General features: G+C 67.3%; 14 protein-coding genes and 1 pseudogene. 11 read left to right on the top strand and 4 right to left on the bottom strand.

Annotation, left to right across the window (positions count from 1 at the left end; genetic code table 11):
* Window positions 1-84: 84 nt before the first annotated feature.
* From BMG07_RS35795 to nthA, 3 genes are read right to left on the bottom strand one after another with little or no spacing between them, the layout of a single operon-like run.
* On the bottom strand, window positions 85-456 hold the full coding sequence (locus BMG07_RS35795) for a nitrile hydratase accessory protein (protein ID WP_198088477.1): 372 nt from the start codon (window positions 454-456) through the stop codon (window positions 85-87).
* On the bottom strand, window positions 453-1,118 hold the full coding sequence (nthB, locus tag BMG07_RS35790) for a nitrile hydratase subunit beta (protein WP_198088476.1): 666 nt from the start codon (window positions 1,116-1,118) through the stop codon (window positions 453-455). Before nthB ends, BMG07_RS35795 begins: the two co-directional genes overlap by 4 nt.
* A complete protein-coding gene (gene nthA, locus BMG07_RS35785) occupies window positions 1,115-1,744 on the bottom strand; it encodes a nitrile hydratase subunit alpha (protein WP_198088475.1) in 630 nt (209 codons plus the stop codon). The genes nthB and nthA overlap by 4 nt, the downstream gene beginning before the upstream one ends.
* Window positions 1,745-1,780: 36 nt before the next feature.
* On the opposite strand from nthA, the gene BMG07_RS35780 reads away from it, so the two are divergent.
* From BMG07_RS35780 to BMG07_RS35760, 5 genes are all read left to right on the top strand, one after another.
* Window positions 1,781-2,620 (top strand): thymidylate synthase, encoded by an 840-nt coding sequence (locus BMG07_RS35780; RefSeq protein ID WP_198088474.1) that lies wholly within the window; start codon window positions 1,781-1,783, stop codon window positions 2,618-2,620.
* A 104-nt stretch (window positions 2,621-2,724) separates the two neighbouring features.
* The gene (locus BMG07_RS35775; protein WP_198088473.1) at window positions 2,725-4,521 is read left to right on the top strand and encodes a M48 family metalloprotease; all 1,797 of its coding nucleotides are present in this window, start codon (window positions 2,725-2,727) and stop codon (window positions 4,519-4,521) included.
* A gap of 19 nt (window positions 4,522-4,540) precedes the next feature.
* Entirely contained in the window at window positions 4,541-5,053 is a 513-nt protein-coding gene (locus tag BMG07_RS35770; RefSeq protein WP_198088472.1) for a dihydrofolate reductase, read from the top strand.
* A complete protein-coding gene (locus BMG07_RS35765) occupies window positions 5,050-6,168 on the top strand; it encodes an App1 family protein (protein ID WP_198088471.1) in 1,119 nt (372 codons plus the stop codon). The genes BMG07_RS35770 and BMG07_RS35765 overlap by 4 nt, the downstream gene beginning before the upstream one ends.
* A gap of 176 nt (window positions 6,169-6,344) precedes the next feature.
* Window positions 6,345-6,584: a hypothetical protein gene (locus BMG07_RS35760; RefSeq protein WP_198088470.1), complete on the top strand. Its 240-nt coding sequence runs from the start codon at window positions 6,345-6,347 to the stop codon at window positions 6,582-6,584.
* Window positions 6,585-6,605: 21 nt separating this feature from the next.
* Here BMG07_RS35760 and gdhA read toward each other — a convergent pair whose 3' ends face one another.
* Complete coding sequence (gene gdhA / locus BMG07_RS35755) at window positions 6,606-7,949, bottom strand: NADP-specific glutamate dehydrogenase (RefSeq protein WP_198088469.1); 1,344 nt, start codon at window positions 7,947-7,949, stop codon at window positions 6,606-6,608.
* A gap of 516 nt (window positions 7,950-8,465) precedes the next feature.
* Between gdhA and tssB the strand changes: the two are divergent.
* From tssB to BMG07_RS35725, 6 genes and pseudogenes are all read left to right on the top strand, one after another.
* Window positions 8,466-8,887, top strand: a pseudogene (tssB, locus tag BMG07_RS35750) (type VI secretion system contractile sheath small subunit); the annotation flags it as partial.
* 224 nt (window positions 8,888-9,111) lie between these two features.
* Window positions 9,112-10,611: a type VI secretion system contractile sheath large subunit gene (gene tssC, locus BMG07_RS35745; RefSeq protein WP_198088468.1), complete on the top strand. Its 1,500-nt coding sequence runs from the start codon at window positions 9,112-9,114 to the stop codon at window positions 10,609-10,611.
* Window positions 10,612-10,663: 52 nt separating this feature from the next.
* Window positions 10,664-11,146 (top strand): type VI secretion system tube protein Hcp, encoded by a 483-nt coding sequence (locus BMG07_RS35740; protein ID WP_198088467.1) that lies wholly within the window; start codon window positions 10,664-10,666, stop codon window positions 11,144-11,146.
* Between the two features lie 56 nt (window positions 11,147-11,202).
* The gene (gene tssE, locus BMG07_RS35735; RefSeq protein WP_198088466.1) at window positions 11,203-11,634 is read left to right on the top strand and encodes a type VI secretion system baseplate subunit TssE; all 432 of its coding nucleotides are present in this window, start codon (window positions 11,203-11,205) and stop codon (window positions 11,632-11,634) included.
* A gap of 10 nt (window positions 11,635-11,644) precedes the next feature.
* A complete protein-coding gene (gene tssF / locus BMG07_RS35730) occupies window positions 11,645-13,414 on the top strand; it encodes a type VI secretion system baseplate subunit TssF (protein ID WP_198088478.1) in 1,770 nt (589 codons plus the stop codon).
* Window positions 13,411-13,904 (top strand): type VI secretion system baseplate subunit TssG (locus BMG07_RS35725; RefSeq protein WP_307867242.1); only part of this gene is annotated, 494 nt, incomplete at its 3' end. The genes tssF and BMG07_RS35725, both read left to right, overlap by 4 nt.

Genomic DNA, 13,904 nt, shown 5'->3' with positions numbered 1-13,904 from the left:
GCGGCCTTGACCACTGAATGGCGCTCGTTGGGCGCTTGCCCCCATCCCGGCCTTCCCCCGGAAGGGGAAGGAGCAAGACACAAATCAGGGCGAAGGGAAATCTTCCCCGCGCAACTCGATCGGCTGCCCATGCGGCGTGCGATCCGCCGCGTGGTCCCACGCATGGCGATAGCGCGCCAGTTCAGCATCCGAACTCGCGCCCTTGCGCGCCACCAGCGTCTCGAGCGCCGCCAGCCAGTGCCGGTAGTAGGTCTCGCCCGTGTCCGGATCGCCCGCAGCCTGCGCGGCGGCGATCTGCGCGGCCAGTGTCTCGGCCCACTCGGGCCAACTGAACAACCCGCGCTCATGCAGCGCCAGTGTCATCGCAAATGCCTGCGCCTCCCACGGCGCGCTGAACACGGGCCCGTCCGCATCGCGCGGCATGCCGGGCGCAAGGGGCATGCGGTCGCCGCTCATGCCGCCGCCTCCAGATAACTTTCCCACGCATCGACCGACACCGCGAGGTTCTGGCGCGGCGCGGCGTCGCCCCACAGCTCGGCTTCTTCGAATTCCACCGTGTACAGCCACTGCGGCTGCTCGCCGAGCCCCTGCGCATTCGCATCGGCGAACACATGCGCGCCGTGCAGATGCACCACGGTGCCGCGCTTGCCCTGCACATAGCCCGGCAGCCGCGTGTGATGGTCGGCCTTGCCCAGGTGCATGCGCACCGCCTGGCCAAGGGCGAAGCGCGCGGGCGCCGGCTCGGGCCGCTCGGTCGGCGAGCCCTTGGCCAGCACCGCCGGCACGTTGGCGGCCTGCAGCACGCGGGCCACGGGTGCGGGCGCATGGCGCATCTCGCCGCTGGCGATCTCGTCGGCAAATACCTGCCCGCGCTGCAGCATCAGCTGCTCCAGCGCACTGAGCCAGATCTGGTAGTAGCTCAGGTCGCGGTAGTCCGGCAGCGTCTCGCGCACGGCGCGGCTCGCATCGATGTTCCAGGAACCGGTCGCGCCCATCGCGAGCACCAGCGCCAGCGCGCGCGGCTCCCAATCGGCATGGAACAGCTCGCCTTCGGGCTCCGGCACCACCTTGCCGAAACCGGGCTGGCCGCCAAGGTCGGCCTGGGTCGCGTAGTTCATGCGGGGCTCCCTGCTTCGGCGGGCGCTTCCACCAGCCGCGTGCCGATCATCGAATCGCGCGAGACCAGCGCGGCGAGTTCTTCTTCGCCCAGGCCTTCGGTGCCCGCGGGCCGCTGCGGAATGACGAGATAGCGCACCTCGGCGGTCGAGTCCCACACGCGGATGCGCGTGCCCTCGGGCAGCGTCACGCCGAAATCGGCGAGCACGCCGCGCGGGTCTTTCACCACGCGCGAGCGGTACGGCGCGCTCTTGTACCAGGTGGGCGGCAGGCCCAGCACCGGCCACGGGTAGCAGCTGCACAGCGTGCAGACCACCATGTGATGCAGCGCGTCGGTGTTCTCCACCGCCACCATGTGCTCGCCCTGGCGACCCGTGTAGCCCAGCGAGGCGATCGCGGCCGTGGCGTCGGCCAGCAGCCACGCGCGAAACGCCGGATCGACCCAGGCCCGCGCCACCACGCGCGCGCCGTTGCGCGGGCCGATGCGGGTCTGGTAGGTGTCGATCAGCGCGTCGAGCGCGGCGGGGTCGATGTAGCCCTTCTGCGTGAGGACGCTCTCGAGCGCGCGCACGCGCAGGTCCATCTCGCCGAGTTCACTGTGGTCGTGGGGGTGGTCGTGGCTGCTCATCGGCCGATGCTAGCGCCGCCACGTAAAATTCCCAACATGACCTCGACAGCCCGCCCCGTCCGCTCCCAGTACGAAGATTTCATGCGCCACGTCGACACCCACGGTGTCTTCAAGAGCGACCGCACGGGCACCGGCACCAAGAGCGTGTTCGGCCACCAGATGCGCTTCGACCTGAACGAGGGCTTTCCGCTGGTCACCACGAAGAAGGTGCACCTGAAGTCCATCATCCAGGAACTGCTGTGGTTCCTGACCGGCTCGAGCAACAACAACTGGCTCAAGGAACGCGGCGTCAGCATCTGGGACGAATGGGCGCGCGAAGACGGCGACCTGGGCCCCGTGTACGGCGTGCAATGGCGCAGCTGGCCCACGCCCGACGGCGGCCACATCGACCAGATTGCCGACGTCATCAAGACCCTGAAGAGCAACCCCGATTCGCGCCGCATCATCGTGAGCGCATGGAACGTGGCCGAGCTGTCGAAGATGGCGCTCATGCCGTGCCATGCGTTCTTCCAGTTCTACGTGGCGCCGCCGCAGGCCGAAGGCGAGCGCGGCAAGCTCAGCTGCCAGCTCTACCAGCGCAGCGCCGACATCTTCCTGGGCGTGCCCTTCAACATCGCCAGCTACGCGCTGCTCACGCACATGGTGGCGCAGCAGTGCGACCTCGACGTGGGCGACTTCATCTGGACCGGCGGCGACTGCCACATCTACAGCAACCACGCCGAACAGGTCGCGCTGCAATTGAGCCGCACGCCTTACCCCTACCCGACGCTGAACATCAAGCGCAAGTCCGACTCGATCTTCGACTACCAGTACGAAGACTTCGAGGTGCTGGACTACCGGCACGGCGACCCGATCAAGGCGCCCGTGGCGGTGTGAAACCCGGGCCTGCGACTGCACAACCGGGAAGCGTCGCAGCGCCCGCCGCGGCCCTGACGCAAGCCCGGCCCTCCGGGGAGCGCACGCGCCTGGCGTTGATGGCCGTGGCCGCGGAGCTTACGTTCCTGGGCGCCTCGATGCTGGGATGGGCGCCGATCATCATTCTTCAGGCCGTCTTTCTCGGGCCCACGACGGCAGCCGTGGTTGGAGCCGCACTGACCTTGTGGATGTGGTGGATCTTCCAGCCCAGTTTCGATGTCTCCGGGACGGAACTGGCGCGCGACAAGGCGCCGGCCCTCTTCACCGCCCTGGACGACCTGCGCTTGAAACTCAACGCGCCGCCCATTCACCGCGTGCTGCTCACCGACGAACTCAATGCGGCGGCATCCCAGACCGGTGGGCTGCTTGCGCTCGTGGGCGGCCGGCGGACTTTGCTGCTCGGCGTGCCCTTGCTGAAGCTGCTGTCGGCGCAGGAGGCGGCCGCGGTCATCGCGCACGAGCTTGGGCATTTCTCGCGCCGCCATGGCCGGCTCGGACACTGGATCTACAACGTCCGCTTCAAGTGGGGTGTCTATCTCGATGGCAACGACAAGCAGGACTCCGGCATCGACCGCCTGCGCCGATGGATCGCATTGGCCTTCTTGCCGCGATTCATGCGGATGTCCGCCAATTGGTCCCGGACGTGCGAGTTCGAAGCCGACGCCCTGGCGGTGCAGGCCACCGGAAGCAACCATCTCGCCCAGGCCCTGATCAAGCTGGACATCGCGAACAGCCTGATGCGGACCCGCTTGCCGTTGAAGCTCAACGAATTGCAGGCGGCCTCGCCGCATGCGCCCGAGGCTTTCTGGGACCTCGTCGATGGCTTCGTGCGAGACGCCACGCCCGCAACACTGCAGGCAGCCCTGGACGAAGCACGCGGTTTGCCGGCGCGCACCCACGACACCCATCCCAGCCTGGACGACCGCATCGAAGCGGCAGGCGCCGCGTCGAACCTGCCGGACTGGTCCGTCTTGCACAGTGCGGGCGAGACCCTGTTGGGGGCTGGCTGGGCCACACAGGTGGACGCCGTGAATACCCGATGGCGCGAAATGGCGGCGCCCAACTGGCGCCTTCGCCATCTGCGGCTGGGCGCATTGCGGACACAGCACGCCGGCAAGGTCCTCGAGAACGGCGAATTCGAACGTGAGCGCCTGCAGGCCGAGGACGAAATCAAGGCCTCCGACGAAACCCTGCAAGGCCTCGAACGCCATGCGCGATTGCATGCCTGCGACGCACTCGCGCAGTACGCATTGGGCTTGGCCCTGCTGAAGCGCGCACGCGCCGAAGGCATCACCCAGGTACGTTCGGCCATCAAACTGGACGCACGCCTGGCGGTGCCGGCCTATGAGGCCATCCTCTCGCACGTGCGGCTGCACGGAACCGAAGACGAGATCCGCGAGTTCTCCAGGCGACGGACCCTTGCGGCCGAGAAGCTCGACGCACTACGCAACGGTTTCTGGCGGCACCTGATGGATGTGCCGTTGACACCCCTGCGACCCTGGGCCACCCGACTCCTGCACCAGGTGTTTCAGGAAGAGCCATCCATCGACGGCTGCTGGGTCGCTCGCACCCGCATGCAGAGCGATGCCGGGTTGGACTACGACATCAACCTGATGGTCGCGCGCGTTTGCCACGCGAAACTGACGGCGGAAGAACTCGACGAAGATGTGCTCATGGCCCGGTATGCGACCTACCTGACCGCCCTGTGCGGGCCCATCGAACTCGTACGGGTCCGCGTGTATTTCGACACTGAACCGATCAACCCGCGCCTGCTGGCGCGTTTGGCGGCCGTGCCGGAAAGCGAGATCCACAAGCCAGTCGGTACCATCAACGCCAACATGATCAAGATCGACTCGCTCTGAACCCGACGCCGCACCTGCCATGAAAGTCAATCTCATCTTCGCCCGCGCCGCCAACGGCGTGATCGGCGCGAACAACACCATCCCCTGGCACCTGCCCGAGGACATGGCGCACTTCAAGCAGCAGACCGCCGGCGCGCCGGTGGTCATGGGCCGCAAGACCTGGGACTCGCTGCCGCCGCGCTTTCGCCCGCTGCCGGGCCGCCGGAACATCGTGGTCACGCGGCAGGCCGACTGGCGTGCCGAAGGCGCGCAACACGTGGGCAGCCTGCAAGAAGCCTTCGCGCTGTGCGCCGAGTCTTCGCCCGCCGAGGTGTGGGTGATCGGCGGCGCGCAGATCTACGCCGAGGCCGAGCCGCTCGCGCAGCGCGCGGTGGTCACCGAACTGGCGCGCGACTACGAAGGCGATGCTTACGCGCCCGTGCTCGATGCCGCCGCGTGGCGCGAGACCCGACGCGAGTCGCATGTCTCGGCCAAGGAAGGCATCGCCTTCAGTTTCGTGACCTACGAACGCGCCGCCGCCAGCCCCGCATGAGCGAGTGCGCCCCGCACCCGCCGACCACGCCCGACCTGCGGCGCCGGTCGCTGGTGGCGAGAGCGGCACTGCTCGCGGGCCTGGCACCGCTCGACGTGCTGCGGGCCGCGGAACCGCTGGAGCCCGACGAAGAAGCGCTGTTCATGAACGGCACGGCGCGCCCCACCGCCGACGGCCGGCTCGAGGTCGACATCCACGCCTGGATCTTCGAGCGCGAGCACCGCTGGGGCCTGAACACCGCCCTCGCCCGCTACCTGGGCCTGAACCTCAAGAAGCTCTCGCCGGCGGCCAGGCTTCGCTTCAACCAGCGCACCGCGCTGTTCCATGCGGAGTCGGAAGAAGACAAGCAGATCGACGTCGCCTTCGACGGCAGCCCGGTGCGCGTGACGATGCCGCCTTCGGGCAAGGACGGGCGCAGCAACCTGCGCATCGTGATCGACACACCGCGCGCCGCGCAGCAGTGGGCGCAGTTCCACGGCGTGACCGGGCCGGGCGAACTGCTGCATCGCTTCAAAGGCCAGGCGCTGGTCGTGCCCGCCGAGGGCGTGTCGGTCATCTCGGACATCGACGACACCATCAAGCACACGCAGGTGCGCGAGCGTCGCGAGATGCTGCTCAACACGTTCGCGCGCCGCTTCGAGGCCGCGCCGCGCATGGCGGCCTGGTATCGCGCGCTGGCCAAGGCGCCAGACACGCGCTTTCACTACCTGTCGGCGAGCCCGATCCAGCTCTACCCGCCGCTCTCGGACTTCATTCGCAGCGCCGACTTTCCCGCCGGCAGCATGCACCTGCGCGAGAGCACCACATGGCGCACGCTGATTCCCGACGCCGCAGACTCGCGCGCGCACAAGCTCGGCGTGATCAACCGCCTGCTCACCGAGTTTGCGCAGCGCCGCTTCGTGCTGGTGGGCGACTCGGGCGAGGCCGATCCGGAGCTCTACGCGCAAACGTTTCACGCGCATCCGCGGCGCATCGACAGCATCGTGATCCGCGACGTGACGGGCGAAGGCCGCACCGCCGCGCGCTACCGCGAGACCTTCGCCGGCATCGATCCGGTGCGCTGGCACCTCGTGACGCCGGACACCACGGCGTGGCCGGCCCAGGCACCGAATTAATTTTTGAAACCGCCGCGCCGCGGCCGGAAACAAACGGGCACCGTTCGCCGCTGCGACGGAACGAAAGGAACACTTCGGTACACGACCCCAAAGACATGCGCGGCGCAGGGTTTAGACAACGCTAATTGTTTGTGCGCACAATGTTGTCAACGCCCTCAACCCAAAGGAGACGGCTCATGTCCATGGAATTTCTACGCGTCATCGCCGAGCAGAAATTGCCATACGTCCTCCACACGCCCGCGGACATCGACAGGTTGCGCGTGCTGCGTGCGGCCGAACTGGTAACGGCCTTCATTCCGCCCTCGGACCGCGCGCCCGATGCGCGCGCGATCCGTCAGCTGGCCCAGGTCGAATCGATCACCGCCAAGGGCAAGCTGGCGCTCAACAAAGCCACGTCGGCCTTCATCGAGCTCTAGCAGGCGAGGTGGCCTTCGGCGTCAGACGACGCCCTGCGCCAGCATCGCATCGGCCACGCGCACGAAGCCCGCGATGTTCGCGCCGTCGACATAGCTCACGCTGCCGTCCTTGCGCGCGCCGTAGTGCAGGCACGACTCGTGGATGCCCTGCATGATCTGCAGCAGGCGGCCGTCGACCTCGTCGCGCGTCCACGAAAGGCGCGCCGCGTTCTGGCTCATCTCCAGCCCCGACGTGGCCACGCCGCCCGCGTTGCTGGCCTTGCCCGGTGCATAGAGCACGCCGTTGGCCTCGAACACTTTCACCGCGTCCATGGTCGAGGGCATGTTGGCGCCTTCGGCCACGCAGATCACGCCGTTCTTCACCAGCGTGCGCGCGTCCTGCTCGTTGAGTTCGTTCTGCGTGGCGCTCGGCAGCGCCACGTCGACCGGCACGTGCCACGGCGTGGCGCCGGCCACGAAACGCGTGCCGGTGCGCTCGGCGTAGTCGCTCACGCGGCCGTAGAGGTGGTTCTTCACGTCCATCAGCACCGCGAGCTTCTCGGCCGTGAAGCCGTCCTCGTCGATCACGGTGCCGCTCGAATCCGACACGGTGACGACCTTGGCGCCCAGCGCCATCGCCTTTTCGACCGTGTACTGCGCGACATTGCCCGCGCCTGACACGCTCACGCGCATGCCTTCGAAGCCGCGGCCCTTGCGCTTGAGCATTTCCTGCGCGAAGTAGACGTTGCCGTAGCCGGTGGCCTCGGGGCGGATCAGCGAGCCGCCGAAGCTCAGGCCCTTGCCGGTGAACACACAGTCGGCGCGGTTGGTGAGCTTCTTGACCATGCCGGCCATGAAGCCGACCTCGCGCCCGCCCACGCCCACGTCGCCCGCCGGCACGTCGGTGTCGGAGCCGATGTGGCGGAACAGCTCGCTCACGAAGGCCTGGCAGAAGCGCATCACCTCGCCCTGGCTCTTGCCCTTGGGGTCGAAGTCGGCACCGCCCTTGCCGCCGCCCATGGGCAGCGTGGTCAGCGCGTTCTTGAAGGTCTGTTCGAACGCCAGGAACTTGAGGATCGACAGATTTACCGACGGATGAAAGCGGATACCACCCTTGTACGGGCCGATGGCCAGGCTGTGCTGAATGCGAAAGCCGCGGTTGACCTGCACCTCGCCATGGTCGTCGACCCACGACACGCGAAAAGTCACCACGCGCTCGGGCTCGACCAGGCGCTCCAGCAGGCTGTAGGTGGTGTATTTCGGGTGCTGCTCGATGTAGGGCCAGAGGCTTTCCATCACTTCGGTCACGGCCTGCAGGTACTCAGGTTGTCCAGGGTTGCGTTGGGCGACATGTGCCAGGAAACCCTCGACGGATGCGTGCTTCATTCAAATCCTTTGTTTGCCAGATTGGTGCATAACCTTATGCGGATCTTGCATTTTGCCGGATTGATGACCCAATTTGAGGCGCAAACCCCTTTCAGGTGCACGCCCAAGACGCAAAAAGCGCTGCCTCGCCCCAAAAGCGATCAACGTGTTACAGCGCCGCGCCGCCGATCGCGCGCGCGATAGCGCCGCCGCCATCCGCCTGTCATTGGACTTTGGTCCGATGCGCCGCCGCGCCCGCCTCCCTAGGATTCGCTCGTTTACTTATGTGACAAACCTCTCATATACGTAACTTTTCAAAGCTCAGGTACTTGTTTTTATTGAGATTTCTCCCGCGTTTGGGGGGTACCTACCTAATTCCGGGGATTGTTAGCAAATATCTCGATTTGTATCTTCCGTTCGTCTTTGATGCATGCCGGGACTGCAACGGCAACGGACCGCGCGCCGCCCCACCAGGCAAAGGGCGCCGAAAACTTCAACGTGTGTTCTTGTCAATTCAACCTTTTCTGAGAGCGAAAAATGTCGAACAGCTTGCAAAAATGGGTGGGCCGCAACCGTCCCCCGCGCGTCCAGATCACCTATGACGTCGAGATCGGCGACGCCGTCGAAAAGAAGGAACTGCCGCTGGTCGTGGGCCTTCTGGCCGACCTGTCGGGCCAGCCCGTCCAGGCCCTGCCGAAGCTCAAGGAGCGCCGCTTCGTCGAAGTCGACCGCGACAACTTCGAGAGGTGCTCGGCAACATCTCGCCCCGCCTGGACCTCTCGGTGCCCGACACCATGAAGGGCGAAGGCAACCTGAAGATCGAACTGAACTTCGCGCAGTTCGCCGACTTCCATCCCGAGGCCATCGTGAGCCAGGTGCCGCGCCTGGCCAAGCTGCTCGAGGCCCGCCAGCAACTGCGCGACCTGCTGGCCAAGCTCGACGGCAACGACGAGCTCGACGACCTGCTCGAGCGCGTGGTGCAGAACGGCGAAGACCTCAAGACGGTCCAGAGCCAGGCCAAGGCCGAAGCAGGCAGCACGGCTGCACCCGCCACCACCGCAGCCGCTCCGCAAGCGGCCGCGCAGACCCAATCGTCCCCCGAAGCCGAAGCCCCGGCAGCGTGATCAACCACGCCGGCGCGACCCCACGGGCGCGATCCGGCAAATCTTGAATGGTGATAGAGATGGCCAACAAATCCAAAGCCGCCGAAGCCGGCAGCGCAGCAACCACCGTCACGACCAGTGACCTGAGCCTGCTCGACAAGATCGTCTACGAAGGCAACATGACGACCGAGCCTTCGCAGGGCGCCTACGCGAAGAAGCTGATCGGTCAGCTCGCCTCGCAGATCCTGGACGAAGGCATGAAGACCAGCCCCGACAAGGGCGTGGTCACGCTGATCAACGAGCGCGTCGCCGAAATCGACCGCCTCCTGACCGACCAGCTCAACGCGATCCTGCACGCCCCCGAGTTCCAGGCCCTCGAAGGCTCCTGGCGCGGCCTGCGCGACCTGGTGTTCGGCACCGAGACCGGCAGCAACCTGAAGCTGCGCCTGCTCAACGTGAGCAAGAAGGACCTGCTGAAAGACCTGGAGACCGCCGTCGACCACGACACCAGCGTGCTCTTCAAGAAGATCTACGAAGAGGAATACGGCACCTACGGCGGCCACCCCTATTCGCTGCTGATCGGCGACTACTACTTCGGCCGCCACCCGCAGGACATCGCGCTGCTGGAGCGCATCTCCCGCGTGGCCGCCGCCGCACACGCGCCCTTCATCGCCGCCGCCGCGCCCGCGCTGTTCGACTTCAAGTCGTTCACCGAGCTGGGCATTCCGCGCGACCTGTCCAAGACCTTCGAGAGCGCCGAGCTGGCCTCGTGGCGCAGCTTCCGCGAGTCGGAAGACTCGCGCTACGTGTCGCTGGTGCTGCCCAGCTACGCCGCGCGCCTGCCCTACGGCGCCAAGACCATCCCGATCGAGAACTTCAACTACGAAGAAGACGTGGACGGCTCGGACCACGGCAAGTACCTGTGGGCCAACGCCGCCTACCAGCTGGGCCTGCGCATCACGCAAGCGCACTCGCTGTACGGCTGGACCACCGCCATCCGCGGCGTGGAAGGCGGCGGCAAGGTCGACGGCATGGTGGCCCACGCCTACAAGACCGACGAAGGCGACATCGCGCTGAAGCCGCCGACCGAGGTGACCATCACCGACCGCCGCGAAAAGGAACTGAGCGACCTGGGCTTCATCGCCATCGTCAACTCCAAGGGCTCCAACACCGCGGCCTTCTTCGGCGGCCAGACCGTGAACAAGCCCAAGGTGTACGACAAGGACGCGGCCAACGCCAACGCGGCCGTCTCGGCGCGCCTGCCCTACATCCTGGCGGCCTCGCGTTTCGCGCATTACCTGAAGGTGATCGTGCGCGACAAGATCGGCAGCTTCCAGACGCAGGCCGACATGCAGAAGCACCTGAACAACTGGGTCGCGAACTACGTGCTGGTGAGCCCCTCGGCGCCGCAGGCCATGAAGGCCAAGTACCCGCTGAGCCAGGCCCGCGTCGACGTGACCGAGGTACCGGGCAAGCCGGGCTCGTACCGCGCCATCGCCTTCCTGAAGCCGCACTTCCAGCTCGAGGAACTCTCGGCCTCCATCCGCCTGGTGGCCGACCTGCCGGCCGCGGCCGCCTGATCGCGCGCTTCATCCGCGTCCACACCCACAGACAGACTGAAAGAACTTTCACATGCCTATCTACCTCAAGATGCCCGGTGTCACCGGCCAGACCCAGATCGAGGGCCACAAGGACGAAATGGAAGTCCAGAGCTTCCAGTTCGGCGCCGGCCTTGCCGTGACCTCGGGCACGTCGAACCAGGAACGCACCGCGGGCAAGCCCAGCTTCTCCGAGATCACCGTGACGCGCACCAGCGACTCGGCCACGCCCCAGCTGCTGCAGAAGCTCGCCGGCGGCGAGGTGTTCGCGGGCGACACCATCATCACCTTCCCGCGCGAAGACAAGAGCGGCCTGCTGCCCTTGATGGTCGTGACCCTGACCGACGTGATCCTCAGCGGCTTCTCGGTGTCCAGCGGCGGCGACCTGCCGCAGGAAAGCATCTCGCTGAACTACGCGGCCATCAAGGTCGAGTACACCAAGCAGAAGGAAGAAGGCGGCCAGGAAGGCATCGCTCCGTTCGGCTGGGATCTCTCGAAGAACGTCGCGGTCGCATGACGGACCGACGCTGACACCCGGCGCCTACCGTGTCCGAACTCGTCAAAGGGGGCCTTGTGCCCCTGTTCGACCGGCTGGCGTCGGCGCCGTCCGCGCACGCCCGTGGCGCGCACCTCGAAACCATGGAGTCCTTGCAGGACTCCATTGGCCGTGAGCTGCGCCAGTTGTTCAACACGCGCTCGCCGCTGTCGGTGGCCGACTACGCGCAAGGCAGCGGCACGGTGCTGGAGTACGGCATTCCCGACTTCTCCGCGCTCAGCGCGCAGAACACCGCCGACCTGCAGCAGCTGGCCGCCGCATTGCGCCTGGCGGTGCAGCGCTACGAGCCGCGCCTGTCGGACGTGAGCGTGCACGTGAGCGCCACGCCCAACCGCCACGAGGTGGCGCTGGTGCGCATCGGCGCGCAGGCGCGCGCCGGCATGGCGCTGCGCCGCGTGGACTTCGAGATGCTGCTCGGCACGCCGGGCAGCCTGATGAAAGTCGCCTGACGTGTCCGACATCCAGCACAGCGACCTGCTGCAGTACTACAAGCGCGAGCTGTCCTACCTGCGCGGACAGGGGGCGGACTTTGCCCAGCGCTACCCCAAGGTCGCCTCGCGGCTGTCGCTGCACGGCGGCGAATCGCTCGACCCGCACACCGAACGGCTGATCGAGTCGGTGGCCTTTCTTTCGGCGCGCGTTCACCGCGACCTCGACCAGGAATTTCCCGACGTCGCCTGCGCGCTGCTCGACAACCTGTGCCCGTCGCTGGTGCAGCCGCTGCCCTCGATGTCGGTGGCGCAGTTCGCGCTCGATCCGACGCAGGGCAAGGTCACCACGGGCTTTCGCGTGGCGCGGCACACCATGCTGCAGGCGCAGGCCGTGCCTTCGCACAACGCGCCCTCGCAGGCCTGCCGCTTTCGCACCGCCTGGGACACCGTGCTGTGGCCGCTGCGCATTGCGCGCGCCGCCATCGACACCGATGCCGTGCTGCGCCTCACGCTCGAATGCGAGACCGAAACCGACTTCTCCGAGCTGGAGATCGACAGCCTGCGCATTCACCTGCAGGGCGACTGGATGACCACCATGCCGCTGTACGACGCGCTGGTGTCGGGCGTGAAGTCGGTCGGCGTCATCCCCGAAGGCGGCGCGCTGCAGATGCTGCCGGCCGACGCCTGGCGCGAGGTCGGCTTCGCCGAAGGCGAAGAAGTGCTGCCGCAGCCCGCCAACGCACAGCCCGCCTACGGCCTGCTGCAGGAGTACTTCGCGTTCCCGCGCAAGTTTCATTTCTTCGACCTGCAGCACCTGCGCTCGCGGCTGGGCCGGGGGCGCACGTGCGAACTGGTGTTCCAGCTCGACCGCCCCGCGCGCGCGCTGCGGCACCTGGACGCCGACAACTTCCAGCTCGGCTGCACGCCCATCGTCAACCTGTTTGCGCGCGTGAGCGAGCCGCTGGTGATGGACCAGCGCCACTACGAATACATGCTGGTGCCCGACCGCCAGCGCGACGCGACCACCGAGGTGCATTCGATCGTCTCGGTGATCGCCTCCGACCCCGACGCCGACAAGCCCGTGAACGTGCCGGGCTTCGCCGCGCTGGGCCATGTGGACAGCGCGCAGGGCGCCGTGTTCTGGGCCGCGCGGCGCGAGCCCTGCCTGCGCCAGAACATTCCGGGCACCGACGTCTTCCTGTCTTTCGTCGACCACGGCAAGACGCACAGCCGGCCCGTGCAGCCCGTGGTCTACGCGCACCTGCTGTGCACCAACCGCCGCCTGGCCGAGCAGGTGCCCGTGGGCGCGCGCCTGCTGGCCGAAGGGCCGCCGCAGCCCACGCGCGTGCGCTGCCTCTACGAGCCCACCGCGCAGCGCGACCCGCCGCTGGGCAGCGAAACGCTGTGGCGGCTGGTGTCGCTGCTCACGCTCAACCACCAATCGCTGGTCGACGGCTCCACCGGCCGCGAGCAGTTGCGCGAGATGCTGCTGCTGTTCGCTTCCGACAGCCGCCGCGACCATGCGCAGATCCGCGGCATCGCCGGGCTCTCGGCGCGCGGCGTCACCGCCCACGTGGGCACCGAGGCCTGGCGCGGCTACTGCCGGGGCACGCAGGTCACGCTCGAGTTCGAGGACGACGCCTTCGTCGGCGGCTCGCCTCTGATGATGTCGGCCGTGCTCGCGCGCTTCTTCGCGATGTACACCTCGGTCAACTCCTTCGTGCGCCTCGTGGTGCGCAGCGGCGAAGAAGTGCGCAAGCAATGGGCGCCGATGACGGGCCGGCAGGTCGTGTTGTGATCGAAGAACTCAGCGCCCGCCCGCAGGACTTCAACCTGTTCCAGGCCATCAGCCTGCTCGAGCGAGCCGCGCCCGACGCGGTGCCCGTGGGCCGCTCGCAAGGCCCGCGCGAACGCGAGGCCGTGCGGCTGCATGCCTTCGTGTCGCTGGCGTTCGAAGCCAGCGACGTGCGCGAGGTGGCGGCCGACGCGCCCACCGGCGAGCCCTTTGCGCTGACCACGCCCGCGCTGTCGCTGGGCGGCAGCGGCGGCCCGCTGCCGATGCCCGTCACCGAAATGCTGCTGGAGCGCCGCCAGCAGCGCGACCACGCCACGGCAGACTTTCTCGACATCTTCAACCACCGCTTCCTGGCGTTCCTGTACCGCAGCCGCCGCAAGCACCACGTGGCGCTCAACCCGCAATCGCCGTCGAACTCCACGCTGGCCGCCACGCTCGACGCCGCCAGCGCGCTGGGCCTGCGCGCCCGCGTGCGCGCGCCCGACGGTTCGGC

It is taken from the genome of Variovorax sp. E3 (assembly GCF_016082275.1).
In the GTDB taxonomy this organism is placed as follows: domain Bacteria; phylum Pseudomonadota; class Gammaproteobacteria; order Burkholderiales; family Burkholderiaceae_C; genus Variovorax.
Note: the sequence above shows the minus strand (reverse complement) of the source record. Positions and strands in the feature narration are given on the sequence as shown.